The sequence below is a fragment of the Roseofilum sp. SBFL genome, assembly GCF_017746885.1.
Taxonomy (GTDB): Bacteria; Cyanobacteriota; Cyanobacteriia; order Cyanobacteriales; family Desertifilaceae; genus Roseofilum.
On the sequence record NZ_JAGHZH010000175.1, the window covers coordinates 1 to 25346 of the forward strand.

Sequence of the window (25346 nt, forward strand, 5' to 3'; positions counted from 1 at the left end):
ACACCATTGAGGTGATGGAAGACCTCTTAGTTGAGCGGTGTTTGACCTTGGCTAATTCTATGCACGAGCCAGTTCGTCATCTGACTCAATTTCATTGGTGGCCAGTGTGACTTTCTCTTTCCCATACTATCCGGATTTGGGATTATAGACCCCGCTACGGCAGCGATCGCTTTAACTGTAGGTTCTATATCAATGGGAAAAGGTAGTTCCAAGTATCCTAACGATGCAAGGATAGCGATCGCCAAAGTTGAAAAATACCCGTCCCCTTTTACTCGTAGCGGGTTTGGAGTTGACGGTATGATTAAACCTGACTTAGTGGAGTTTGGTGGAGACTTTATTTTAGAGCGCGATCGAATCGATTGCAATGACTCGGGGCCAGCCATAATAACCCTAAATAAAAACTTTCAAGGTTCCTCCCTATTTAAAGCTTATGTTGGTACGAGTTTTTCAGCCCCCCGCGTTGCCAACCTCGCTGCTAAACTTTTTACAAAGTTTCCCAATGCCTCATCAAACCTTATTCGATCCCTAATTGCCGACTCCGCTCAAATTCCTACCAATATGCCTTCTTCTCTAGATAAAGATTTAAGCAAGCAAAAAATTTATGGATACGGACAACCCAATTTTGAAAGGGCTGCTTACTCCACAGAAAATCAAGTATTGCTTGTAGAAGATCATCAAAGCCTATCTGTTGGCAATTATTGTATTTACGAAGTTCCAGCTTTACCGCGAGAGTTTGTAAAGACTAAAGGAACCAAAACTTTATCCGTTACCTTGGCATTCGATCCACCCACGCGCCATACAAGGGGAGATTCCTACCTCGGCATTACGATGGAATTTCATTTGTTTAAGAATGTTGCAAAGGAAAAACTTGCCCAAGCATTTACCGATGCTAAAAAAATCGATAATTCAGACTTTACAGAGATTTCCATAGCAGATCTAAAGAAACAATGTGGTAGTAGTATAGAAATCCCACTGTTACCTAATGCAACAACTAGGAAAAAAGGAACCCTGCCAAAAGGGCAACATCAGTTTAAAAGTATCAAATGGAAATATGAGGATCAACCCTTGTATTTAGTGGTGGCTTGTAACAAAAAGTGGGTCGATCCGGAAAAAAATCCAAGTCAGAGATACACTTTAGTTGTATCCATTGCTCATGCCAATCCGGAAGTTGATTTATATAACCGCATGAAATTAAAAATCCAAGGAAAAGCTTCTGAAAGAATCCGAATTTAGAATATTATTGTTCGCTCTCCCTACTTCCCCACAAGGCACTGTAAATGGGTTACTACTGAGTTTGCACTTCGTGGGCAAAGTTTTCCCAGCGCACAAACTCGAAGGGGCCAGCAATCGAACCCCATACCCTTTCACCCGTTTCTAGGTCGCGTCCGCGATCTAAACTAATCAGTCCAGAAGGACTAACTTCAAATTCACTGTCAAGATAAGTAGTTTTGCCGTTACGAACAACTACGCAACCTTTTCCCGGTTCTACTTTGGCTTTGAAACTCTTGCCTGTCCATTCGACTTGGAAGGTGCATCCCGACAATTTTTCGATTCGGTCTGCGGTGAGGTTTTGGAGGCGTTCGGGATGTCGAGATGCACCGTAGAATTCTTCTTCATGCAAAACTTTATGATTTTCGACCTCAATTTGATTATCCTTGAGAACAAAGTTGAGGACGCGGGTACGATAGGGTTGAGTGACATCTAGATGATAAGCTTGCTCTAGATATAAACTAATATTGCCCATGAGATCGAAGGGAAGCGGACGCATACAAACCCGAATATGAGCAAAAAAGGGTGGATTTTCAAAGGCTTGCTCTTGATTACTGAAGTCTGCGGCCATCCAGCGGGCGAAGGTGGTAATATCTGTAGAATGAGTCATAGGAATTAACCATTAATTATTAATTATTAACCATTGAAAAAATGGGACTGAGACTTGATGTCCAGAGTCGAGTTTATCTGAAATTTTTTTATCTTCAATTTCTCTGAGTCAAGAAACTAAGAGAGAGTGCAGAATAAAACCAGAGTTAGGATAGACCGAGAGCCGAATGCCATGAAGGATAAACCGTTTCAAGCCTTTAATCACCTGAGAGCAAAACAAGTTAAAGCCTTTCTCAAACTGGGCAAACAGGGGACGATCGCCGCAGGCAAGCGAATTTTAAAACAAAATGTTCTCTGTCGGCAAATTATTTTTCTTCTCAAAGGAGAAGTCCAGGTTTCCCTAGAGACTTCCAACGAGGAATACCTCCTATCGACTCTCCAAGCTCCTACCGTCTTGGAGGAAATCAGCTTTTTTAGTGGTGAACCGAGCTCTGCCTATGTTACGACTCTTACCCAGGTGAAGGTCATCGTGATTGACTTTGATGTTTTACATCAACAAGCCGTTGATGGCGATCGCCCTCTGGGGTTTGATTCCATTAAATATATAGCCCTTCACACTGGGGAGTCAGGAGTCGCCTCATCCTCTGGATACAAAGACACCGAGACGCGGGGATGACTCCCTATTGCCTATTGCCTGGATTACTCCACATTTTCCTAAAAGCAACCCATGCATTAAACTATATAGAACAGATATATTAAACTTCATTTGGATTAACCAAGCGAACGTGACTGCCACTTTATCAACCCCGATCGGTCAAACTCATCCAAACTCGTCCGCACGCAGTATTTGGAAAGGATTAATTGAAACCTACCGCGCCTACCTTCCCGTAACTGAAAGTACGCCTGTGGTTACCCTGTTAGAAGGTAACACACCTCTGATTCCTGTGCCGGCGATCGCTGCTCAAATCGGAAAACAGGTTCAAGTCTGGGTAAAATATGATGGCTTAAACCCCACCGGAAGCTTCAAAGACCGGGGGATGACGATGGCAGTCTCGAAAGCGAAAGAAGAAGGCTCGAAAGCCGTGATTTGTGCCAGTACTGGCAACACCTCGGCCGCTGCTGCTGCCTACGCTAAACGGGGAGGGTTAAAGGCATTTGTAATTATTCCTGAAGGCTATGTCGCTCTGGGTAAACTGGCCCAAGCCCTGCTTTATGGGGCAGAAGTTCTGGCCATTAAAGATAACTTCGACCAAGCATTGGCGATCGTACGTGAAGTTTCAGAAAAGTATCCGGTTACCTTGGTCAACTCCGTTAACCCCTATCGGCTCCAAGGACAAAAAACAGCAGCCTTTGAAGTTGTAGATGCATTAGGGGATGCTCCCGACTGGCTTTGTATTCCTGTAGGCAATGCAGGCAATATTACTGCCTATTGGATGGGTTTTTGTGAATATCATCAAGAAAAGAAGTGTAGTCAACTGCCAAAAATGATGGGCTTTCAAGCGGCGGGCGCGGCCCCCATTCTTGCTGGACACCCCATCGAACATCCAGAAACCCTCGCCACTGCGATTCGTATTGGGAACCCTGCCAGTTGGGATCGGGCAGTGGCAGCCCAAGAAGCCAGTGGTGGTCAATTCCAAGCCGTTACCGATGAAGACATTCTCAATGCCTATCGCCTGTTAGCCTCCGAAGAAGGTATTTTCTGCGAACCGGCTTCTGCCGCTTCGGTGGCTGGGTTATTGAAGGTGAAAGACCAAGTCCCAGAAGGAGCCAAAATTGTTTGTGTTCTCACTGGCAATGGTTTGAAAGACCCCGACACAGCGATTAACCATAGCCAAAATCCATGTCATCAAGGCATCGAACCCGATCTAAAATCTGTCGCTGCTGCCATGGGATTTTAAGGGAATAGGGAATAGGGAATAGGGAATAGGAAGTCCTCCCGTCTTCCCTATCCTCCTACTCACCAACGCAGAGCGTTAGAGCCAATTCCCGACCATGACAAAAGAGGCCCAGAAGAAAGGTTCACGAAAGCTTTTACTCTCTAGGAGTTTAAGCTGCGCCTGGCGAAGGGCTTCAGCTTTGCCAATACCCGGTTGACGCAAGTCTTCATAGAATTGGGCCATCAGTTGAGCAGCAACTCGATCGCGAACCGGCCAAAGACTGGCAATGGTGGAGCGGGCCCCAGATTTGACAGCAAATCCGGCTAAACCTAAAGCTGCGCGATCGTCTCCGGCGGCAGTATCGCAAGCACTCAAGACTAATAACTCTAGGTTATCTTTACTCCGGCGGCGGTCTTTGAGTACTTCGGATAATTCTCGCACATTTAATTGTCCATCCCATACCAGTAAAAAGGTATTTTCTTGAGTCGAGCCGAATTGTCCATGGGTAGCTAAGTGAACTACATTAGGATGGTCTCGTTTTAGTTTCTGTACCAATTTGTCTCGCGTAAAGGTTTGGTTGAGTAATTGAGTCGCCTGGATAGTATTGGAAATCTCTTGGACTTCATGTTTTACTTCTGGGAGAGCAGCAAATCCATCGATCGCCTCACTAATGCCACCCACAAGAGCTTCAATCTCTTGTTCTTGCAGTTGTTTTGCTGGTAGCAGTTGCAAACCTGGAGATAAGGCGATCGCATATTTCTCGATCAGATACTGTTGTCCGTCATGGAGGGCGGCTACAGGCACGCGCTGGAGGAGATCGTCAAGCACAAACACTAGGGTGTTGTGACCTTGTAATGCATTATCTTCTTCTGCGGGCCGAATCAACCAATCATAGATCTGTTGGGAGAGTTGTAATCGTTTAGTATTATCGGAGACCGGATGTAGGGTAGCCAAAAAGGTTTGGAACGTTTGGGTTGCCTCCTTTTGAGAAATGGAACGAGTGTAGTAACGGATGGGTTCGGATGCAGCAGAGACGAGGACGACGAGGCGATCGCGAAGCATAATCACGTACAGGAGAGCCGCATCGGGGTCAATGGCATCAATTTGTTGGGGTTTGGCCTCTAAACAAGCATCGTCAAAAAAGTCATCGAGTTCTGCCAATTGTAGGCTCTCAATGAGGTTGCGGACTTCCGCTAATTCGGTTTGACCGGGATGATTATCTAACAGGAGTTCGACTAATTCTCGGTAAACCGGTTCCACACTTTCGCGAAAGGAAAACTGAATCTCCCGATCAACCCCGACTAAGTCACCTCGCAATGCTTGCAGAGCATCAATGGCTTCTCGGTAAGCGGAGATCGCCTCTGTCTGATTTCCTTCTTGTTGCACTACCCGGCCTAAATTCCAAGCTGCTTGAGAAATAATGACATTGGCTTGCATTGCCTGACCCAGTGACAGAGATTGTTTGAGTAAATTTTTCCCTGCTGAGGTTTGTCCTTGTCGAGTATACAGTGCGCCCAATTGTTCTAGAGCATAAGCTTCGGCTGTGGCATCCTTCAAACTACGGGCATCTTGCACCGCACCCCCTAGAAGCTTGGCGACTTTGGACGGTGGTAGGATGGTTTCTGGCCGTTCAAGGGTATTTAAAGTATGGGTAAAGTTAACCGTTGCGTAGATGCTAGAGCGGCTGGCAGGCAATGTATCAATTTGCTTTTGGAGAGAAGTTGCAATTGTTTGGGTCTTTTTCTGCTCTCCAAGTTCTGTATACATTTGTAGGAGGTTAAGTTGTGCGTCTAACCGAGTCTTTCCATTCTTGGCCGTGCGGTCCGCTTGTTGATAATAATATAGAGCATCAGGGGTGTTGTTCTGGTCAGCGGCAATATTCCCTAAACTTAATAAAATTGGACTCAGTTCGCTGTCTGCGTTGATCTGTTCTGCGAGAATCAAAGCCTGATCTAGAATTTGGCGTGCATCGTTCCGATATCCATTCAGATGTAAGGCATTGCCCAAACTATGGAGTGTTTGAATTTTGAGCAGTGAATCATCAAGCTGATTGGTTTGTTGCGCGATCGCCTCAAGAGTATCATAGGCTCGGCCATAATACCCCAAACCATGCCAGACTCGCGCTTGGTTCAGTTGGCTCCCCACCACGCCTTGATGGTCTCTAGCTTCTTGGTAGTAGCTTTCTGCCATCTCCCAAGTGTCTAAAGCCTTTTGAGTTTGTCCCAAATAGAGAAAAAGATTGGCTTGCGTATTGAGGACTTGACCCCAAAGAAAGGCTTGTGGCTCAGGGTCAGACTCTAAGATCTCGATACTCTCTTCAATGGCTTCCTGGGCTGGTTCTGGACGGTCTAGTTTTTGATAAGCGGAGGCGAGATAACTTAAACTCAAGGCTTGATAGGCATCATCTCCTGCTCTCTCATAGCCCTGTGCTGCTTGCTTCCAAAGTTTAGCCGCATCTGCAAAGCGACCTAACTGATAGAGTTGACGACCTTGCTCCAGAGGAGTGGAGGTTTGGGCAGAGGGGACAGGAGTGCGATTGGGAACGATCGCGATCGCGCTTTGAACAGACAAAGCTAGACCGATGGTCACCAGTGCAATTAAAAGATAATTCCAGTAACGTCGTAATTTTCTGATCATAGTGTTCTGTTTAAGACGTAGTGTTGTTGAACACTTAGAAAATAGCTCATTTCCTCTGCCGATGGGAGGGGTCAGACCCCCCTTCCTTAAATCATCAATGCACTCCTCCACCCCTTTCTCTGTCTGGGACAGGGTTTAGAACCCAACGATTTAATTATTAAATTCTTCTATAGCGCTGCGCTTCGCGTTCGGAAGTGGAGAGTACGCATTTCGCAGTAATAGGCAATCTTTCCATCTCCGCGTCCCCCTATCCTCTTTTCTGACTATCGATACTTATATTTATGTTGTATATACATAGATATATCTTATCAACGAGAGGTTGACTTTAGTAGGGGATCATCTATTATGTAGATATAACGAATAAGCTAGTATCACACCATAAATAGATTCACCTAGCACTTAAGGCAGATTGAGGACATTAATGAGAAAAAGACCAGGACTAATCCGTGGGAACACTAGAGTCCTACGGGAAAAAGAACAAGTGACCTTAAGCAGTAAACAGCAAAAACAACAGGGAAACCGTATGGTTCAGGAGACTTCGCAACTGTTTGGAGAACAACCATCTAAGGAAAAGGAGCGATCGCCTCTTCCGAGGCATGAAAATGAAATCGTAACGGTGGGCGATGAGAACCTCACCATCACAGACATAGCTGAAGTTGCTCGCCAGGGGACTTTAGTTCAATTGTCGGATGCAGAAGAACTATTAGAACAAGTTAAGGCTGCTCACAACTATATAGAAGATGCGGTGGCTCAGAACAAAGCCATTTATGGAGTAACCACTGGTTTTGGTGGCATGGCGGATACCGTTATCTCCTCCCAAGAAGCAGCCGAACTGCAAAACAACTTGATTTGGTTCCTCAAGTCAGGAGCGGGAAAACCATTGCCCCTAGCCGATGTCCGAGCAGCAATGCTCTTACGGATGAACTCGCACCTTAAAGGAGCATCCGGGATTCGACTGAAACTGATTAAACGGATGGCTACCTTTCTCAATCAAGGGGTTACCCCCCACGTCTACGAGTACGGATCGATCGGAGCAAGTGGCGATCTAGTGCCCTTAGCTAGGATTACAGGCGCATTGATTGGTATTGATGACTCGTTTACAGTTGATTTTCAAGGGCAATCGATGCCGGCCCCTCAAGCCTTGCAAAACCTGGGGTTGAAACCGTTAATCTTACATCCAAAAGAAGGGCTAGCGATGACCAATGGCACATCGGTGATGACAGGTATTGCTGCTCTGTGCGTTCACGATGCCCAACAACTGTTAGCCTTAGCCATGGGGACTCATGCCCTCTTTGTGCAAGGATTAGCTGGAACCAATCAATCCTTTCATCCCTTTATCCATGACTTGAAACCTCATTCAGGTCAAAAGTGGGCTGCTGCTACGATGCTCGACCTTTTAGAAGGCTCCGTATTATCGCGAGACGAACGGCAAGAGCGGCAGCACTTTGAACGAGAGAATTTAATCCAAGACCGCTATTCCCTGCGCTGTTTACCTCAATATCTTGGCCCCATCGTGGATGGACTGAGGGAAATTGCGGGACAGGTTGAAGTAGAAATGAACTCGGTTACTGACAACCCCTTAATTGATGTTGATAATCAAACCACGTACCACTGTGGAAACTTTCTCGGTCAATATGTCGGTGTAGGGATGGATCGACTGCGCTATTATCTGGGACTTTTGGCTAAACACCTGGATACGCAGATTGCTCTTCTGGTTGCCCCAGAATTTAATAATGGTCTTCCCTCTTCGTTAGTTGGTAATACCGGCCGCAAAGTGAATATGGGCTTAAAAGGGTTGCAAATTACCGGCAATTCCCTAATGCCCCTCTTGACTTTTTTTGGCAATTCTATTGCAGACCGATTTCCCACCCATGCTGAACAGTTTAATCAGAATATTAACTCTCAGGGGTTTGCTTCTGCTAACTTAACCCGGCAAGCGATCTCCATTTCCCATCAGTATATGGCTGTGGCTCTGATGTTTGCTGTGCAGGGCGTGGATCAACGGACTTATAAAGTTGCCGGACATTACGATGCCAGGGAGTGTCTTTCTCCTGCAACTGAAAAGCTCTATAGTGCTGTCCGAGCCGTGGTGGATAAGCCTCCTTCAACTAGAAGACCGTACATCTGGAATGACTGCGAGCAATCACTCGATTATCACATCGCTTGTATAGCGGCAGATCTAGCACAAGGGGGTCTCATTTTGCAGTCCCTTCAAAATATGGGTTTGTCTTAAGGCTGATTAGGAAGTAGCTAGCTTTTCTAGATTCCACTCTAATGGGTTAGGTACAATTGTTTGGGTTACTACTGGTACCATATTTTTCTTTGCTAGAAAATAGTACAATAAGAATGGGTGGCTAAACAATAGTTCCCCTAATATTCTAACAAAGATGGACTGGTTCGCTGTGACATGGATCACTAAAGTGCTCCTAAACTCTGAATATCTACCTAAGCATTTTAACAACAAAGATGGGCTAGCCGTCTGTGACATGGATCACTAAAGTGCTCCTAAACTCTGAATATCCACCTAGCATTTTAACAACAAAGATGGGCTAGCCGTCTGTGATACAGATCACTAAACCATTCCCTTTTGCCAAACTTGTAAGTTTCAATATGATTCAATTTCTCTATTCATTGAATAATTCCTTGCACTCCGAGGAATTGGAAGTTGCTGCGCCTTGGGGAGTCGGCCCTTGTGGAAGTGGGAGTGGAGAATCACCAATCGGGAACAACAAACAAAAAGGGAACTCCCGACTCCCTAGCGCACAGCCTTCTCTCCATTCCCGAAATTTTTATCCTAAAAGACAACAGTCATGAACATTACAGAACATTTGGAACGCGATCACAAAATTTTTCCCCAGCGAGTCGCCCTACGGTTTGAAGGACAGGAATTTACCTATCAACATTTGGATGAGTTGGTCAATCGCATGGCCAATGGACTGAAGCACTTGGGTGTGGAAAAAGGCGATCGCGTGGCGTTATTTTTGCCCAATATCCCGGAATTTGTAGTTGCCTATCTGGGCAGTCTCAAGATCGGGGCAGTGGTGGTTTCGCTCAATGTAATGCTCAAACAGGACGAAGTACTCTTTATCCTCAATGACTGTGAAGCAAAAGCAATCGTTACCACTCAAGACTTGAGAGTGCAAATTGCGGCAGATGACCTTGCCCATCTCCAGCACATTTTAATTGCAGAAGGCAAAGCAGAGGAAGACGTGAGTTTGACCCGTTTACTCGCTCGCATGTCTCCTCATGCCAAGGCTCTCTCCATGCAGATTCAAGACCCAGCCGCTATTCTCTATACTTCAGGAACCACTGGACTCCCAAAAGGCGCAACCCTCTCCCATGGCAATGTAGTCTCCAATATGCACTCGGTGAAGCATAATTGCCAGATTCAGCCCCATGATAAGTTGCTGTTGTATTTACCCCTCTTCCACTGTTTTGGGCAAAATTTCATCCTCAATGGAGGACTCAATGCAGCAGCCACCATTGTCTTACAACGTCGCTTTGACCCAGAGAAACTGGTGGAAACCGTACAATATGAAGGCATTACCATGTTCTTTGGCGTACCCACAGTGTTTGCCAAGCTGCTGGACATGCAGTTGCCTCCCTTAGCCCTGAGAACCATCCGCTACTACTTTAGTGCAGCAGCAGTTCTGCCCGCTGAACTGACCAAACGGTGGCAGGAGCAATATGGCCAATGGGTGCATGAGGGCTATGGGTTAACCGAAACCTCACCATTCTCCTGCTATAACCACGATTGGCACTATAAATTGGGTTCCATTGGGATGCCCATTGACAATGTGGAAATGCAGGTCGTTGATGCCAAAGGTGAGACACTGCCCCCTGGTGAAGTTGGAGAATTGGTGATTCGCGGCCCGAATGTAATGCTGGGATATTTCAATAATCCCGAAGAGACAGCCAAAGTCTTAAAAGATGGATGGTTCCATTCTGGAGATTTAGGTCACATGGATGAAGATGGCTATTTCTACATTGTCGATCGCCTCAAAGACATGATTAATCGGTCTGGGTTCAAAATTTATCCAGCAGAAGTGGAACGAGTTCTTTACCAACACTCGGATGTGATGGAAGCAGCCGTCTATGGCGCTCCCCATCCTACCAAGGGAGAGGTAGTAAAAGCCAAGGTGCGCTTAAAAGCGGGGCGATCGCTGAAAGCCAAGGCATTGCAAGCATTTTGTGCCGATCGCATGGCCAAGTATAAAGTGCCCAGTTCCATTTCCTTTGTAGACAGTCTGCCCAAGAATGCTACGGGCAAGATTCTCAAACGAGTGTTGCGAGAAGAAGAACTCGCTCTCAAGAAGAAATAGGAAGTCAGGAGTAGGCAGTATTGCGATCATCAAATGCCGACTTCCTCCTCTATCCGATAACGTTATCCCTCAAAAAGCTAGTAATTAATGCAAGAAGAAAATCATGGGAAAAGAAATTTTTGACGATGATTCGAGTGTGGCAAAAACTATCGCCCCTCTCTCAGAACCCTGCATAGAAGACAAAGAACAATTGGATCAAACAGAATGCCGGATATCTGTAGCACAAGCGGTTGTAAAAATGCTGGAACTGTTTGATATAAAAAAAGCTTTTGGGGTTTCTGGTGGTGCGATCGCTCCAGTTTGGAATGCTTTAGAACAAAGTTCGATTCAAGTATTCCATTTCCGTCATGAAGCAGGAGCTGCATTTGCTGCAACAGAAGCCTATTTTGTCAATAGTGAAACCGTTGTGGTGTTTACAACTACTGGCCCTGGACTAACAAATGCTTTAACAGGGTTATTTACCGCTCGATCAGAGGGAGCAAAAGTGATCCTAATTTCTCCTTGCACATCTGCTGCTCAACGAGACCAATTTGCGTTTCAAGAAACCAGTCTTAGCACCATGCCTTCCGACTTTTTTAGTACAGGTACTTTGTTTGACTTTGCTACCATTCTTGAATCTGAGGCTCAATTGCCCATGATCCAAACCAAGTTCGCTAAAGGGTTGGCTCACTCAGATGGCTTTGTTGCTCATATCAGTATTCCCATGGCAGTTGAATCCCATTTAACTGATATCTCCTTACCCCAGATCAAAACGGCTTACTCAACAGTTAGGGCCCGCAAAAGAGAGATTGCCCATTGTGCAAAGTTATTACGTGAAAAGTCTTTTGCCATTTGGCTCGGCTTTGGAGCGCGGGGAGCTACTAAACAGATTCGCAAACTGGCTGAACGTATGGATGCTCCCGTGATCTGTTCCCCTCGCGCAAAAGGGATTTTTCCTGAAGATCATCCTCTCTTTCTTGGAGTCAGTGGGTTTGGCGGACATTCCTCTGTCCTCACCTATATGCAAGAGTATCTTCCTAAGCATGTATTAGTTTTGGGAACGCACTTGGGAGAATTTACTTCATTCTGGAGTCCAACTATGGTGCCACAGGAGGGATTTATCCAAGTAGATAGCAACCCCTCAGATGCTTATTCTAATTCTGCCAAATGCCTGGCAGCCATCCAGTCTGATGTCAAAGTATTTCTGAAGCAGTTACTTGAGGCTTTACCCAAAAAGACTGTTGAGTCAACACCCGTATCTTTGCCTCGGCCAGAGTATCTTGTTCCGATGAACCCCCAGTCTAGTGGCCTTGTGCGACCCCAAGTGCTGATGCAGGCCATTCAGAACATCATTGTGGATGGCAGCGATGCTGTAGTGATGACGGAAGCTGGCAGTTCTTTTGCTTGGGGGACTCACACCTTACGTTTCAAAGAGCCAGGTCGCTATCGAGTCAGTATGAACTTTGGTTCGATGGGTCATGCAGTAACAGGAGTTGTAGGTGCAGCTTTGGCCTTGCAAGACGAGACGGACTCAGCACGTAAGGCAGTCGCCATTGTCGGAGATGGTGCCATGCTGATGAATAGTGAGGTAAATACGGCTGTCACATATCAGATTCCTGCGGTCTGGATTGTTCTTAACAATAGAAACTACAACTTGTGTGATCAAGGAATGAAGGCCTTGGGATTCAAGAACGTTGATGCGGGAATGACGCAAACCGATTTTGCACTCGTTGCTCGTGGCATGGGAGCCAAGGGGGTTCGCATTACCCAAGAGACCGAGATTGAGAAGATTTTGGCAGAAGCAATGAAAGCGACAGAGCCTTTCGTAATTGATGTAGAGATTGACCCCACAGTACCTGCTCCCCTTGGAGAACGAGTGAAGAGTTTGATGGCTCAAGGGGCACGGGAATCCAAAGGACTTCCGTCCTAGCCCTTTCATTCTGTAGGTTGGGTAAAGAGAATTTTACCTGACAATATCAACCCAATCGACACAAATCCCCCCAATTTTACAGCTACTGATAATGTATTCAATTAAGGAGACAAATCATCTTGAAATCTGTAGGAATTCGTTCTATCTCTGTCAAATTCCCGAGTGTTATTCGCACCAATAATTACTTTCGAGAACAGTATCCAGAGTTGGTTTCGAGTGCAGAAGAAAGAAGTTTAGCTCGAGCTTTTTCTGCCGATCGCTCAACAGCTCTAAGCAATGATTTTGATCGAGCAATGGCTCCCTATCTATCCGATCCCTTTCGAGGTGCTGTCGAACGGCGAGTATTGGGAGAAGGAGAATCCCCATTAACCTTAGAGTATGGTGCTGCTGTAAATGCACTAGAGGCAGCCAAATTGCAGCCGGAAGAGATCGATCTAATGATCGTCGCTTCATTTATGTCGGAAAATTATGTTCCTCCTGGTAATGCCGCCTACTTGCACAAACAATTAGGATTACAATGTCCGGCTTGGAATCTTGAATCTGCCTGTTCAAGTGGATTAATTATCCTCGAAACAGCTTGTGCGATGGTTAATTCAGGTAACTACAAAAATGTGTTGGTTGTTGTATCCAATACCTATTCTCGCGTTTCCCCAGAAGATGATACGGTTTCTTGGTTTATTGGAGATGGAGCAGGGGCAATGGTTGTCAGTCACCTCAAAGAAAATCAAGGAATGTTGGGAATTAAAGTGGTCGATACAGCTCGAACTTGTGGTGCTTTCCAACACCTCATTACAGTTGATAACGAGGGAAACCCCAAAGTGATTATGAAAACCAACAAAGAAGGAGGAAAGAAGATTCGGGAAACGGGTACCGAATATATTCTCTCATGTTGTAGAGGAGCTGCCGTTGCCGCAGGTGTGAGTTTGCAGGAGATCAATTTCTTTGCCTTCAATACTCCCTTAGCTTGGTATGCAGACTTATGTATTTGGACATTAGGACTCGATCCAGACCGCACGATTAACCTCTATCCTCAATATGCCAATATTGGGGCTGTTTTACCAATTGCTAATTTGTATCATGGAGCGCAGACTGGAAAAATCAAGGAAAACGATTTAGTTCTGATTTACACGATTGGATCGGCTTCTACAGCAGGGGCAATGGTCATGCGTTGGGGAGATGTTGCACTCGGCGCTGCACCTGTTCCCTCACCAAGTTCTGTCCAGAAAGTGGCGGTAGCCGTTTAATCTGAATCTCTGTTAGGTGCGTTATAAGAGTCTATTTAATACTTATCTCTGTTTAACAGACGTACCCTTTTCATTCTTCCCTAAATAAACGTGTCTTTTTTTCGGTTTTTTATCCAATTAAAGGAGTTGTCATTATGTTGAATCAATCCGTAGGAATTCGTTCATTAGCGATTAGCCTTCCAAGTGGAGTTCGCACCAACGATTTTTGGCGCAAAAATTATCCAAACTTAGTCCAGCAAGCAGAACAACTGACTTTAGCGAAAGCCTTTGCTCCTGAAAAATCAGATTCTAACGAAGCTAATCTTTGGATCGAAGAGATGATCCCCTATTTATCCGATCCATTTCGAGGTTGCGTGGAACGCCGAGTAATTAGTAGTGGAGAAGATGTTCTAACCTTGGGATATCAGGCTGCTTGCCAAGCCCTTGAAGCAGCAGATCTGACTGCGGAAGATATAGATTTAGCTATTGTCAACACGATGATGCCTAAAGGAATCATCGTAGGCGATGCAGCCTTTTTTGCTGGCAAACTTGGGCTACACTGTCCTGCTTGGAATATAGAATCAGCTTGTTCTGCTGCAATGGTTGCCCTTCAGACAGCCTATGCTCAAGTGCGTTCTGGAGAGTGCCGTAATGTTTTAGTAATTACTTCTGCTGCTTACAGTGATTTTCTTGTTCCCAATGATACTCTTTCATTTTTGATGGGTGATGGTGCCAGTGCTTTTATCGTCAGTGAAGTGAACACTAATTACGGAATCCTTGGCAGCAAAATTCTCAATACTAGTGAAACTTGGGGGGGATTTGATGTTCACATCTTGAATGATCGTGGCAAAGTGCAAATGCAAATGCAACCAACAGAGAATGCAGGAGCTGTACAGCAGTCTGTCAATAAACATTTTTGTACCTGCTGTGAAGGTGCTGCTACTGCTGCGGGAGTTACACTTGACAAAATTAATTTTTTTGTGTTCCATGCTCCTATGGCTTGGTATGTCAAGTCTTGCACCCGCGCTCTTGGTATTGATCCAACTCAGACAATCAACCTTAACCCATATCTGGGTAATATTGGCCCTGTGTTACCGCCAATGTACTTATACTTTGCTGCTCAGGCTGGTCGCATTCATGAAAACGACTTAGTGCTCCTCTATGCTATTGGTTATTCTGGAAATAGTACTGCATTCGTCATGCGCTGGGGCGATGTGGCGTTAGGCTCACTCCCCAAAAACTCAGACAAAATCCTCCAGGCAGCTCGTAGCCAAGCTCCTATGGCGGTAGTTACCTAATATCAGCTTTTTTAGGGTGCGTCAGTAGATACTGCCTTGGATATAGAAGAAACTCGGTTTCTAGCGCCTGTTCCCTAAACGGAGTCGAAGGGAGCGCAACAACGAATCATCATTAATGGTTACGGGCAAACCCCCTGATGATTGCTCCCACGGAAATAGCGTACTGGCTTTGACCAGTCTACATACAGCTCCATCGTGCCATCGGGCAGCCGTCGGGCTGCATTAGCCTCGATAATCGGAGGTACGGGTTGAGGTCGTTGTCTCGCTGTTCTGTCCATGTAGGGAGCAGGGTCTCGGATATCATGCCAGGTGGTTACGCCAGAACGTCTGATGCGGGGATTTTCTGGCGTTCCTCCCCGTCCACTGACGACAAAACGACTATCGCCCACCGCATCGCACCCTTGAACGATGATGGTCTCTGGGTCAATTACTTCTGATTCTAATTCGGTATCTTGTTCGGTAGGATTGACATTGAGGTTAGAAATGGTGACTGTCCCACTGAGTCCAAACTGGGAACTAGCCGTAATATCGCTCAACGGGGTTAAGTCTTCCCGGAATTCTAAGCCCAAGATACTGTTACTAATAATATTAATATTGCCTCCATTTCCTTCAAACGCATTGGCAACGATATCACTGTTTTCTTCAGAAATGGCAAACACAAAGGGACTGTTAATCGTAATATCCCCTCCATTGCCTGCACCTCCAGCTTCCGTAGAAATCAACCCACCATTGCGCAAGAGGAGAACATCGCCCACTCTTAGCTCAATGTTGCCCCCTTCACCCGAAGCCGTTTCTGCCGTTAACCGTCCGCGATCGCGTAACTCTAGGCGATCGGCTTGCAATTGTAAGTCCCCCGCATTGCCAGTGCCTTCATTCCGAACCGTGATTTCTCCCTCATTCAGCAGTTGTACCTGGTTGCCTTGAATCGTAATTTGCCCCGCATTTCCTGATATCTCTTCCCCTTCATTAGTTAAAGCACCCGCAGAAATTAAGCCTTCCCGTTGAATGAGCAGTACATCAGAAACCGTCAGATCAATATCTCCCCCTTGTCCTAGGGCAGTGGTAGCGGTAACTTTCCCTTGATCGCTTAATTCTAGACGTACCGCTTGAATTGTCAGGTCTCCCGCATTTCCGGTTCCGTTGTTGCGAACCGTGATTTCCCCTTCATTGAGCAGTTGAATCAGATTAGCATTAATCGTAATATTGCCAGAATCGGCGGACAAGGCTTGACTTTGCACCCCGACTTCTCCCACTTCTGTGGAAATTAAGCCTCTATTGCTGATTAACAGCATATCCCCAACTTGCAAGTCAATCTTACCACCTCCACCAGAAGCAGTTGCTGTAGTAATTTCTCCTTTGTTTATGACCTCAATACGGTTGGCTTGAATCTGGAGGTTACCTGCTGTGCCAGTGCCTGGATTACCTACACCGATTCTTGCTCCATTAGAAATAGTTAAATGAGGGGTGTTAATGGTCAAACTACCTGCATCCCCAGAAGGACGATCTGGGACTCCCAAAGCTTGACGAAACACTTCTGGGAAAATCCGAGCATCTGATACAATTTCAGCTCGCAGTTCCCCTTCCTCTGTTTTTCCATTACCATTGACTTCTATAGAATGACTGGCATTGATAATGAGGCTTCCTGCCGATCCTTGAGCCAAAGTTGAAGTGCTGATAGTTGCTCCATCTTGGACAACTAATCTAGATGTGTCGACCGATATTTTTCCTGCATTTCCTTCTCTAATTGCTCCACTACCGATACTTGCTGGTCTCAAGCTTTGAGGGACAAATCCACTTAATACTATCAAATCAGAATTTATAGTAATATCTCCACCTTGTCCAGCACTTAAACTGCTAGTAGAAATTTGCCCTCCATCTAAAGCTACAATATCTTGAGCATCAATCGTGATATTCCCGGCATTACCTTCTCCTGCTGTCACAGCAACCAAACTACTGAAAATATTTGGATTGTCACTGGCAAAACCATTCACTTCTACCCTATCAGCCGCACTGACCGATACATCCCCTCCATCCCCACTGCCATAGGTTTTATTATGTATAATTCCTCCTCCTGATAGCAACAGGTTCCCCGTAGAAATACTGGTTTGCCCTCCTGCTCCCTCACTTACCGTTTCATTAAATAAGAGACTCGGAAACATCTGTTCTGCATCAGTTCCACTGACTTCCAACACCTCACTCGCATTCACCGTTAAGTCACCCACAGGACTTGAACCCCTATTCTGAATCAATCCTACTGACCCTCCTGTGAGGCGCACTTGCCGTCCCACCATCTCAATGGAACCGCGTCCTAACCCACTGGCATCCACTGCGGCCTGTTGTGATAAAGTAATGTCCCCAAAACGTTCTACTCCCTCATATCCCAATCGCCATCCTCTCTCTACAGAGGTTAGACTCACTTGTCCTTCACCCACCCCCGCTAGAGCAATATGTCCTTCGGGCGCTCTAACTACTCCCCCAACTAAGTTCACTTCTCCCCCAATTAAGGCTAAAGTATTTCCCGAACTTACCTCCAACCCAGGATTGGCCTCGCTGCGGTCTACTGGAGAGGTCCGAATACTTCTAATCGTCAACCCATGTCCTTCTCCTTCCACCTGAATGGGAGCTGGATTATCAATATTAAAATTTAACCCAATCGGAGAATTGATGGTCAACAACGGTTCCTCGCTAGGGTCGTTCGTATTGAACACTACCCCATCATTAAAGATAATCTGATTGGCTGTTGTCCCAATAAACGACCCACCCAACCTCAACTGCGCTCCCGAACCAAATCGAATTCCTGCCGGATTAATCAGGAATAGATTTGCTGTTCCTTGGGCTTCAATCAACCCATTAATAAAGGATTGATTCCCCCCAGTCACCCGACTAAAGATATTTTGAATATTAGGACTATTCAGGAACACTGCCGAACCCCCAAAAGGAACTGAGAACTCCCGGAAACTATGAAACAAATTCTGTCCCGCAGTCGTTCCCCCATCAATCATAAAATGGGGATTTCCATTTACCCTCGTTCCCAATGAGCCATCAGGAACTACCTGAGCGAAGGTGGGTGAAGCAGTAAAGGAAAAAGTCACAGCAACCAGTGTCGTTGAGAGAGTGAGCCAAGTCCGTTGCATAGCTATGCTCCAGGTGAAACGCTTTGCCTCGAACCTATCTCTAGATAGCCTGATTGTCAAGTAAATAATTAACCTTTATTAAGTATTAATAACACCAATCTTCTTCATTCCTCTCGTTGTTGTCCTCCCAATCCGTAAAGTTGGGAAAGGCAGCTTTAGTAGACGACTACTGGTTTCTTGGGGTTTTAATTCTCTGGAGAATAATACCTTATCTAATATTTATCTATCAATTGAGTTTGATTTTTTTAGATTTTCTGAGATAGAAAAAGATTGTAAAAAAAAGAATTTACTGCTAGACTACACTCGATCCCACTGGCCCTGAGCGGAGTCGAAGGGAGGGGGATAACGCACCAAAAAGTATCCTGGTTATAATTTATGCTTAATCGAGTTCAATTTAGCCGTAAAATAGGTCTTTTTTTAGCAACTGTGGTGCTATTAGAGGTCAGTCCAAGACCAGTTCTTGCTTATCGGAAATCTAGTCCAATGATTGCAGATGCGATCGCTCTAACTGAGTCTCCTGCCTCCCCCTTACCCCTGGATTCTCGAGGCATAAAAATTAGCCAGCGCATTACCCCTCCCATCCCTCAACCGCCACTGCCGAGTGAACCGCTACCCCTTCTAGAAGAGATCCTGATTCCTCCTGAATCTCCAGAAGACTCAGAAATCATACCGTCGGAAGGAGAAAGTAATTTTTGGATTGAGAGATTTGAAATTGAGGGGAATACAGTCTTTAGTAATGAGGAATTAACAGAAGCGCTTGCCTCTTTTCTCCAGCAAGAGTTAACCTTGGTTGAACTGTTAAAAATCCGATCAGTTATTGCTGAACTTTATAGCCGTGAGGGTTACATTTCTTCTGGAGCGATTTTTCCTCTACAGAGAATAACTGATGGGACGCTAAAAATTCAGGTTATTGAAGGCAGTTTAGAATCGATTGAAGTCATTGGAGTGCGTCGCCTCAGTTCTAACTATATTCGTAGTCGCCTCGCTTTGGTGGGTTCCCCTCCACTAAATATCAACCGCGTATTAGAAGGGATGCAACTGTTGCGCTTCGATCCTCTCATAGAGAGCATTACCGGCGAACTGCAAGCGGGGAGTAGCCCACAAACCCGCATATTGGTGGTCACGGTTACGGAAGCTGATAGTTTTACGATTACTACTAATCTGGATAATGCTCGCGTTCCTAGTGTGGGTACGTTTCGCCGACAATTGCTGATCGAGGAAGGCAACTTAACGGGTTTGGGGGATAAAATTCTCAGTATTTATACGAATACAGATGGCAGCAATATTTTTGATTTTAACTATACCTTGCCCTTGAATGCTAGCAATGGAACCTTGAGTGCTGGGTTTGGCATTAGTCGTAGCCGTGTGATTACAGAGCCTTTCGATCGCCTGGGGATCACTTCTGCCTCTAACTACTATAGAGTCAGTTATCGCCAGCCGCTTATTCGGACGACTCGACAAGAACTTGCTCTAGGATTGACGTTTTCTTGGCAAGATAGTCAAACGGAATTAGAGCTGGATGATATTGGGCCTTTTCCCCTTTCTCCTGGAGCTGACGATCGCGGTAGCACCCGTATTGCTGCTCTGCGATTTTTTCAGGAATGGACAACCCGGAGCGAACGGGATGTTGTCAGTTTGCGATCGCAATTTAGTTTCGGTTTAAATCAACTCTTTAATGCCAGCCGTAACGAAGCTCCTCCTGACAGTAATTTTTACACTTGGCGGGGACAAGGACAGTGGGTGCATTTATTGGCTCCTGATATGCTATCGATTGTTCGTACCGATATCCAACTAGCCGATCGCCCTCTGGTTCCTTTGGAGCAAATGGGATTAGGTGGAGTAGACACTGTGCGTGGATATCGTCAAGAAACTCTACTGACGGATAATGGAGCTTTATTCTCAGCAGAAGTGCAACTGCCTGTGGTGCGAGTTCCCAGAGTCCAAGGGATTTTACATCTGATTCCCTTTATTGATCTTGGAGTTGGCTGGAATGAACAGGATTTAGATCTCGAAGAAAACTTCTTAGCTGGAACGGGTTTAGGATTATCTTGGCGGATGAGCGATCGCTTCATCGCTCGAGTAGACTGGGGTATCCCCCTAACTTCCCTTTCCTCTGACGGCGAGAGTTGGCAAGAAAATGGCGTTTATTTTTCTATCCTCACGAATTTTTAAAATTTCATGGAACCCTAGGCTTCTTGTACGAGAACATAGGGTTGGACAATAAGAGCCTCAAACTGTTGATCTTCAACACGCTCCCAATGATTTAATTGTTCAAGGGTGGGTTTAGCGATCAATTGTTCGCTAATCCAGTGTTGTACGGAAGTGAGTTGATCCGTGGCGATCGCCACTCCGACATCGACTAAATCTAATCCTTGAGTCACCACTACCACATTATCCCTAGCAATATGAGGCTTGAGCCATTGCCATTGTGCGCGATCGATTTCTTGCGCGAGACGTTCCCTAATGTCTTCCATATTTGAGGTTATCTATTCTAATTTTGCACCTGCTTATTCTACCGTCCTAAGTCGTGGAGTGCATGGATAGCATCTTTACAGACTTCAGTCATTCGCTCTAACTCTGCTCGTTTCGTTGTTTTTGGAGGATCGATCAAAGAGCCAATACGGACGGTAATCGGAACAGAGCGCGGGAGAGGAGTCTCTTTAACGAGGATGTTTTCCGTACCCCATAAACTAATCGGTAATAGGGGCGCTCCAGCTTTAGCCGCAATCATAGCTGCGCCTAATTTCGGCACACTAATGCGACCGTCTTTAGTCCGAGTGCCTTGTAAAAATAATCCTGTCGCCCACCCTTCTTCTAAAGCAGATAGGGCATTACGAATAGCACTGCGATCGGCGGCTGCCCGTTCAACGGGATAGGCTCCATATAAGCGGATAGCTTGTTTTAATACGGGAACTTTAAATAATTCTTCCTTGGCCATAAAAGCGACCGGTCGACGCACACAGTTGGAGAGAATGGGCGGATCGAAATAACTGGCATGGTTACTGACAATGACTAACGGCCCCTCCTGGGGAACATTTTCCGCCCCATAAATCTGGCCTTGAAAATACACATGCAGCATGGGACTGACCACAGACCACTTGAAGATGTGGTAAAGAATAAGACTTTTCAAGGGTTCGCGGTTTTGAGTCATGGTTTTGAGAACGAATCGGGATAGGGAAGAAAAGGTTTAGAGATTTTATCAAACTGAGCAGCTCTTTAGGGTTTTACTTTGATTAATTTATTGAGTCTAAGCTGATGGGAGGGACTTAACAGCGCTTGCCAGGCGAGCAGGACAACACCGAGGGTTCCTAATGCACTTCCAGAGGCGATCGCAAAGATAATGATAATTTGATACCGCACTGCATCTAAGGGACTAGCTCCAGCTAAAATTTGACCGGTCATCATCCCTGGCAAATTGACCACTCCCATCACCATCATCGAGTTAATGATCGGAATCATGCCGCGCCTAACGGCTTGTTTGACTTCGGCATGGGTGGCTTCCCATCGGGTTGCTCCTAAGCTCAGAAGAGTTTCAATTTTGCCCTGATTCGTCACTAAACTCTCCATAAATTGCTCTAATCCTAAGGACACTCCATTCAAAGCATTACCTAAAATCATACCCAATAGGGGAATTAAATATTGGGGATCGTACCAGGGATTGACTTGAATTACAGCCAGGATAGAGAATTGGGTAATGAAGAACGCAGCCACCAAAATGGAGAGGAAGGAGCGCCAATAGATACCCACAAAGCGCCTTGAGGTGCGGTTAACGCCAGACATTCCCGCGATGCTGGTCATCAGGATAGCCAGCAGTAAAATGGCGATCGGATTCGATAAGGAAAATAGCCAATTGAGGACATATCCAATTAACAATAATTGGACGACCATGCGAATCGTGGCGATCGCTAAGGTTTTCTCTAATCCTAACCGCAAACCCACCGATAATCCCATATTGATGAGAATTAATAGGGATGAACTGACCAATTGAATCTCACTAATCGAAATCGTGCTCTTGGACATGAATTCTTACCACTTCATCATCGGTAATGGGTTAAGGAGATTGTGCTTAAATTCTTCTTTAGTTAATCGCAATAAGTTTTGATGAAATCCAAGATTAGGAAAGGTTTTAAAGACTTCTTTAATATAAATTCTCGGTAAACCAAACGACCGCCACCCCTGAGACACATCCACCCAATCTCCTTTTCTAAACACTTCCACTAACGGATACTCGCAGTTACGAACACGGGTGAATTTGTGGTGTAAATCGATCATGAGCGAAATTTCCGTTGACCATGACTCCTTACCTTGATTTTTGAGGTAAGTTTTAGCTAATTCAATCGATGGCGGTAAATAGTCCACCGTATCATCCGGCCAAATCCCCAGATCGTGAAAACAGCCAGCAATAATCAACTTTTCTCGATCGTCCTCCTGGCAATTATGAAAAATAAAGCAGAAATTCAATACTCGATAGACATGGTTTTTATATGGCTCGTATTGACTGCCGATCGCGGATTTCCACTCTCCGAGAATGGATTCTAATAGGGGGATATGGGTTTCTATGCACATAAAGTGTACTAAAAGTTTTTCATCGCCCGTTGAATTTGCCGTTGATCGTCACGGCGTTTGATGTCTTCTCGTTTATCATGGAGTTTTTTCCCTCGACCTAAACCGACGGCTACTTTAACCCATCCTTCTTTTAAGTAAAGCTTGAGGGGAATTAAGGTTAAGCCTTTCTGTTCCACTTTACCGATGAGTTTACGAATTTCCTCTTTATGTAATAACAACCGGCGGGTTCGTAAGGGGTCATGGTTAAAGTAATTCCCTGTGGTTTTGTGGGGAGAAATATGCACATTGAGTAAGACGGCTTCTTGATTACGAATTAACACGTAGCCATCCCGAAGATTAACCCGTCCTTCGCGAATCGATTTGACTTCGGTTCCCCGCAGTTCAATTCCGGCTTCATAGGTTTCTAATATTTCATATAAGTATCGTGCTTGCCGGTTATCGCTTAAGATTTTATGTCCACTGCCTGTTTTAGCCATAGTTTTTCCTCGACATACATTATTTTCCAACCGTTCCATCCCCGTGAATCCCCCTTGGGAAGGGAGGCTTTTTCTACGAGTTTATCCCTCTAAATTCCTTTTAGACAGCCTACTTTTCTCTATTGGCTCTCTTTGTAAGGGGGATGGGGTAGAGCGAGATGAAATGTGCTATACCTTACTCTTTACTCAACGACAATACACCATTCATAGAGATCGTAGGTGACACAATGGTTAAGAATCAAGGGATCTTGCTCGACGATTGCCTCTGCTTCTTCCCAAGATTTGGCTTCAAATACTAACATGCCACCGCCTCGTCTGCGCCAATATCCACTCCGCGCTTTATATCCTTTATTCACGAGGTCTTGAACAAAGGCTTTGTGGGCGGGAACATACCGATCGAATGTCGCTTTATCGACGATTCCAGATTCGATTTTGGCAAACCAAGGCATGATCGAAGAAGGATTATGAATTTTTGGGTGATTCTTTTTTATTTTAGCGATGAATAGCAAAATGGAGCGTTTTTTTGTGGCTCTTGTGGTTCCCTCTGGGTTTCAGGAGGAAGTGGAGCAGATTAAGCAGGAGTTTAGCGATCGCTACCAGAGTCGCAAAGCCTTTAATACTCCTGCCCATATTACCCTACAACCGCCGTTTGAGTGGGAACCTGGCAACATCCAACAGGTGGAAGAGTCCTTAGAAGATTTTGTCGGTAATGCTTTCCCCATCCCCATTCAACTGGACGAGTTCGCGGCCTTTCCCCCCAAGGTCATCTATATCAATGTGGTCAAAACCCCTGAACTGATGGCCCTGCAATCTGCCTTGATCCGCCATCTTCAAACCACCCTCCCCTCCATCAAACGGCCCTCCCATCCCTCCTTTACCCCCCATGTCACCGTTGCCTTTCGGGACTTAACCCCCAAGAACTTCCGCCAGGCTTGGCCCAATTTTGAGCATCGTTCGTTTCAAGGTGAGTTATCGCCTCTAGTCTGACCCTCCTACGCCATAACGGTCAACGTTGGCAGTTGTTTGATGAGTTTCCCTTACCCGAAGAAATATAAAGTTTTGTTACGAATACTGGACATTTTGCAAAACCGTATATTAGACTACAGAAAGTTAAAGATAAATCGTTCATCTTACTTTACTTCGTTTGTCGAGTAAGACGGAAGTAAGGAGAAATCCTGAAGGAACGCGCCTCTGTTAACGATGAAACAAAGCGAGTTTGATTATCTTAGGAGGCGAAAGCTATGGAACTTTGTTATCGCGGACTTACCTATAATTACAATCCCCCCACTATCGAAATGGGAGAGGAAAAGGTTGGTGGAACCTATCGCGGTTTAGAATGGCGGTTCCGCAACATCAAGAAAGCACCAGTGATGCAGACCAACCTGGATCTCAAATATCGTGGACTAAGGTATCATGTCGGCAGTGAAGTGAAAGCACCGCAAGCTATTCCAGAGGTGGCACCAGTTACCCCAGTGGTTGCTGCGGCAGCATCGATGGCTGGATCGGTAGCGGAAACAGCCAGAGCTTTAATGATTTCTCGCGATCGCAGCATCAAAATCCGTCAACAAGCCATGCTCGGCCGTTTAGCCACAGAAGTAGGTTTAACTGCTGATTCTGGAAAATATTGGAGCCGCATTCAAGGTAAAATCCAACCCACATTCCGGGTGAACTATGAGCATCATGTAGGTTCCTACAGCTAGAAACGCTGTTTTAGATTAGCTCTTAGTTGGTATATTTTGAGTATCGTCTCCCTCCAAGGCTCTTGGAGGGAGCTTTTTAGGATTTATCCCTCTTTTGTAACTGTGCGGAATCAAGTAGGAATTATAGTGAATTCGATGAGCTAGTAAGGGCTTACCTCAAGGCTTGCCAGAAGAGTACTCCCAAGGGGGTCTCTATCAGCAAGCAAGGCAATCGGCTCTACCTCCGGTTCAAGACAGCGACAAAGCCTGCTACAGCTAACAATTCCTGTAACGAGTCATTTACCCGTGATGGTTGCGTCAATGCTCTAGCGAAAGCCTTAGCAGTCTTTGACAAGCTCAAAGAAACTGAAACAGAGTCTGAATTCTGGGAATGGTATGAGTCAGAA

20 protein-coding genes and 1 riboswitch are annotated in these 25346 nt (G+C 45.5%); of the genes, 11 read left to right on the top strand and 9 right to left on the bottom strand.

From position 1 onward, the window contains the following. Nucleotides 1-144: 144 nt before the first annotated feature. Nucleotides 145-1233, top strand: coding sequence for a S8 family serine peptidase (locus J7545_RS18775; RefSeq protein WP_318701336.1), 1089 nt, complete (start codon nt 145-147; stop codon nt 1231-1233). 52 nt (nt 1234-1285) lie between these two features. On the opposite strand, the gene J7545_RS18780 is transcribed toward J7545_RS18775, so the two are convergent. Beyond that, a complete protein-coding gene (locus J7545_RS18780) occupies nt 1286-1879 on the bottom strand; it encodes a chromophore lyase CpcT/CpeT (RefSeq protein WP_318701295.1) in 594 nt (197 codons plus the stop codon). Nucleotides 1880-2005: 126 nt separating this feature from the next. On the opposite strand from J7545_RS18780, the gene J7545_RS18785 reads away from it, so the two are divergent. Both J7545_RS18785 and thrC read left to right on the top strand, forming a co-directional pair. Then, nucleotides 2006-2494 (top strand): cyclic nucleotide-binding domain-containing protein, encoded by a 489-nt coding sequence (locus tag J7545_RS18785; RefSeq protein WP_318701296.1) that lies wholly within the window; start codon nt 2006-2008, stop codon nt 2492-2494. Between the two features lie 133 nt (nt 2495-2627). Beyond that, nucleotides 2628-3716 (top strand): threonine synthase, encoded by a 1089-nt coding sequence (thrC, locus tag J7545_RS18790; protein ID WP_413038556.1) that lies wholly within the window; start codon nt 2628-2630, stop codon nt 3714-3716. A 75-nt stretch (nt 3717-3791) separates the two neighbouring features. Here the strand turns inward: thrC and J7545_RS18795 are convergent, their stop codons facing one another. Further along, nucleotides 3792-6332, bottom strand: coding sequence for a CHAT domain-containing protein (locus tag J7545_RS18795; RefSeq protein ID WP_318701299.1), 2541 nt, complete (start codon nt 6330-6332; stop codon nt 3792-3794). A gap of 421 nt (nt 6333-6753) precedes the next feature. On the opposite strand from J7545_RS18795, the gene J7545_RS18800 reads away from it, so the two are divergent. From J7545_RS18800 to J7545_RS18820, 5 genes are all read left to right on the top strand, one after another. Then, on the top strand, nt 6754-8565 hold the full coding sequence (locus J7545_RS18800; protein ID WP_318719996.1) for an aromatic amino acid ammonia-lyase: 1812 nt from the start codon (nt 6754-6756) through the stop codon (nt 8563-8565). A 577-nt stretch (nt 8566-9142) separates the two neighbouring features. Further along, a complete protein-coding gene (locus tag J7545_RS18805; RefSeq protein ID WP_318701302.1) occupies nt 9143-10654 on the top strand; it encodes a long-chain fatty acid--CoA ligase in 1512 nt (503 codons plus the stop codon). Between the two features lie 103 nt (nt 10655-10757). After that, the gene (locus J7545_RS18810) at nt 10758-12563 is read left to right on the top strand and encodes a thiamine pyrophosphate-dependent enzyme (RefSeq protein ID WP_318701303.1); all 1806 of its coding nucleotides are present in this window, start codon (nt 10758-10760) and stop codon (nt 12561-12563) included. Between the two features lie 119 nt (nt 12564-12682). Next, the gene (locus J7545_RS18815) at nt 12683-13807 is read left to right on the top strand and encodes a 3-oxoacyl-ACP synthase III family protein (RefSeq protein ID WP_318719997.1); all 1125 of its coding nucleotides are present in this window, start codon (nt 12683-12685) and stop codon (nt 13805-13807) included. Between the two features lie 134 nt (nt 13808-13941). Continuing rightward, complete coding sequence (locus J7545_RS18820; RefSeq protein ID WP_318719998.1) at nt 13942-15084, top strand: 3-oxoacyl-ACP synthase III family protein; 1143 nt, start codon at nt 13942-13944, stop codon at nt 15082-15084. 119 nt (nt 15085-15203) lie between these two features. Here the strand turns inward: J7545_RS18820 and J7545_RS18825 are convergent, their stop codons facing one another. Next, a complete protein-coding gene (locus tag J7545_RS18825) occupies nt 15204-18218 on the bottom strand; it encodes an S-layer family protein (protein WP_318719999.1) in 3015 nt (1004 codons plus the stop codon). A gap of 375 nt (nt 18219-18593) precedes the next feature. On the opposite strand from J7545_RS18825, the gene J7545_RS18830 reads away from it, so the two are divergent. After that, nucleotides 18594-20390, top strand: coding sequence for a ShlB/FhaC/HecB family hemolysin secretion/activation protein (locus J7545_RS18830; RefSeq protein ID WP_318720000.1), 1797 nt, complete (start codon nt 18594-18596; stop codon nt 20388-20390). A gap of 14 nt (nt 20391-20404) precedes the next feature. On the opposite strand, the gene J7545_RS18835 is transcribed toward J7545_RS18830, so the two are convergent. From J7545_RS18835 to J7545_RS18860, 6 genes are all read right to left on the bottom strand, one after another. Further along, nucleotides 20405-20692, bottom strand: a complete 288-nt coding sequence (locus J7545_RS18835) for a DUF2288 domain-containing protein (protein WP_318720001.1) — start codon at nt 20690-20692, stop codon at nt 20405-20407. A 38-nt stretch (nt 20693-20730) separates the two neighbouring features. Beyond that, entirely contained in the window at nt 20731-21369 is a 639-nt protein-coding gene (locus tag J7545_RS18840) for a lysophospholipid acyltransferase family protein (protein ID WP_318720002.1), read from the bottom strand. 65 nt (nt 21370-21434) lie between these two features. Next, nucleotides 21435-22238 (bottom strand): ABC transporter permease, encoded by an 804-nt coding sequence (locus J7545_RS18845; RefSeq protein WP_318720003.1) that lies wholly within the window; start codon nt 22236-22238, stop codon nt 21435-21437. 6 nt (nt 22239-22244) lie between these two features. Further along, on the bottom strand, nt 22245-22784 hold the full coding sequence (locus J7545_RS18850) for a hypothetical protein (protein WP_318701311.1): 540 nt from the start codon (nt 22782-22784) through the stop codon (nt 22245-22247). Nucleotides 22785-22792: 8 nt separating this feature from the next. After that, nucleotides 22793-23260 (bottom strand): SsrA-binding protein SmpB, encoded by a 468-nt coding sequence (gene smpB, locus J7545_RS18855; protein WP_271943609.1) that lies wholly within the window; start codon nt 23258-23260, stop codon nt 22793-22795. 182 nt (nt 23261-23442) lie between these two features. Further along, a complete protein-coding gene (locus tag J7545_RS18860; RefSeq protein ID WP_318701312.1) occupies nt 23443-23709 on the bottom strand; it encodes a hypothetical protein in 267 nt (88 codons plus the stop codon). 49 nt (nt 23710-23758) lie between these two features. Here J7545_RS18860 and J7545_RS18865 point away from each other — a divergent pair, with 49 nt between their 5' ends. After that, complete coding sequence (locus tag J7545_RS18865) at nt 23759-24247, top strand: 2'-5' RNA ligase family protein (RefSeq protein ID WP_318720004.1); 489 nt, start codon at nt 23759-23761, stop codon at nt 24245-24247. 133 nt (nt 24248-24380) lie between these two features. Continuing rightward, a riboswitch (Glutamine riboswitch) is annotated at nt 24381-24450 on the top strand. 51 nt (nt 24451-24501) lie between these two features. Beyond that, entirely contained in the window at nt 24502-24960 is a 459-nt protein-coding gene (locus J7545_RS18870) for a DUF4278 domain-containing protein (RefSeq protein WP_318701314.1), read from the top strand. Nucleotides 24961-25346 lie beyond the last annotated feature (386 nt).

What these genes read in the sequence shown, in the direction of transcription:
- J7545_RS18820 (WP_318719998.1), top strand. Translation starts at nt 13,942, where the DNA reads ATGTTGAATCAATCCGTAGGAATTCGTTCATTAGCGATTAGCCTTCCA.
- J7545_RS18830 (WP_318720000.1), top strand. Translation starts at nt 18,594, where the DNA reads ATGCTTAATCGAGTTCAATTTAGCCGTAAAATAGGTCTTTTTTTAGCA.
- J7545_RS18810 (WP_318701303.1), top strand. Translation starts at nt 10,758, where the DNA reads ATGGGAAAAGAAATTTTTGACGATGATTCGAGTGTGGCAAAAACTATC.
- smpB (WP_271943609.1), bottom strand. Translation starts at nt 23,260, where the DNA reads ATGGCTAAAACAGGCAGTGGACATAAAATCTTAAGCGATAACCGGCAA.
- J7545_RS18865 (WP_318720004.1), top strand. Translation starts at nt 23,759, where the DNA reads ATGAATAGCAAAATGGAGCGTTTTTTTGTGGCTCTTGTGGTTCCCTCT.
- J7545_RS18835 (WP_318720001.1), bottom strand. Translation starts at nt 20,692, where the DNA reads ATGGAAGACATTAGGGAACGTCTCGCGCAAGAAATCGATCGCGCACAA.
- J7545_RS18870 (WP_318701314.1), top strand. Translation starts at nt 24,502, where the DNA reads ATGGAACTTTGTTATCGCGGACTTACCTATAATTACAATCCCCCCACT.
- J7545_RS18840 (WP_318720002.1), bottom strand. Translation starts at nt 21,369, where the DNA reads ATGACTCAAAACCGCGAACCCTTGAAAAGTCTTATTCTTTACCACATC.
- J7545_RS18845 (WP_318720003.1), bottom strand. Translation starts at nt 22,238, where the DNA reads ATGTCCAAGAGCACGATTTCGATTAGTGAGATTCAATTGGTCAGTTCA.
- J7545_RS18800 (WP_318719996.1), top strand. Translation starts at nt 6,754, where the DNA reads ATGAGAAAAAGACCAGGACTAATCCGTGGGAACACTAGAGTCCTACGG.
- J7545_RS18850 (WP_318701311.1), bottom strand. Translation starts at nt 22,784, where the DNA reads ATGTGCATAGAAACCCATATCCCCCTATTAGAATCCATTCTCGGAGAG.
- J7545_RS18860 (WP_318701312.1), bottom strand. Translation starts at nt 23,709, where the DNA reads ATGCCTTGGTTTGCCAAAATCGAATCTGGAATCGTCGATAAAGCGACA.
- J7545_RS18825 (WP_318719999.1), bottom strand. Translation starts at nt 18,218, where the DNA reads ATGCAACGGACTTGGCTCACTCTCTCAACGACACTGGTTGCTGTGACT.
- J7545_RS18780 (WP_318701295.1), bottom strand. Translation starts at nt 1,879, where the DNA reads ATGACTCATTCTACAGATATTACCACCTTCGCCCGCTGGATGGCCGCA.
- J7545_RS18805 (WP_318701302.1), top strand. Translation starts at nt 9,143, where the DNA reads ATGAACATTACAGAACATTTGGAACGCGATCACAAAATTTTTCCCCAG.
- J7545_RS18795 (WP_318701299.1), bottom strand. Translation starts at nt 6,332, where the DNA reads ATGATCAGAAAATTACGACGTTACTGGAATTATCTTTTAATTGCACTG.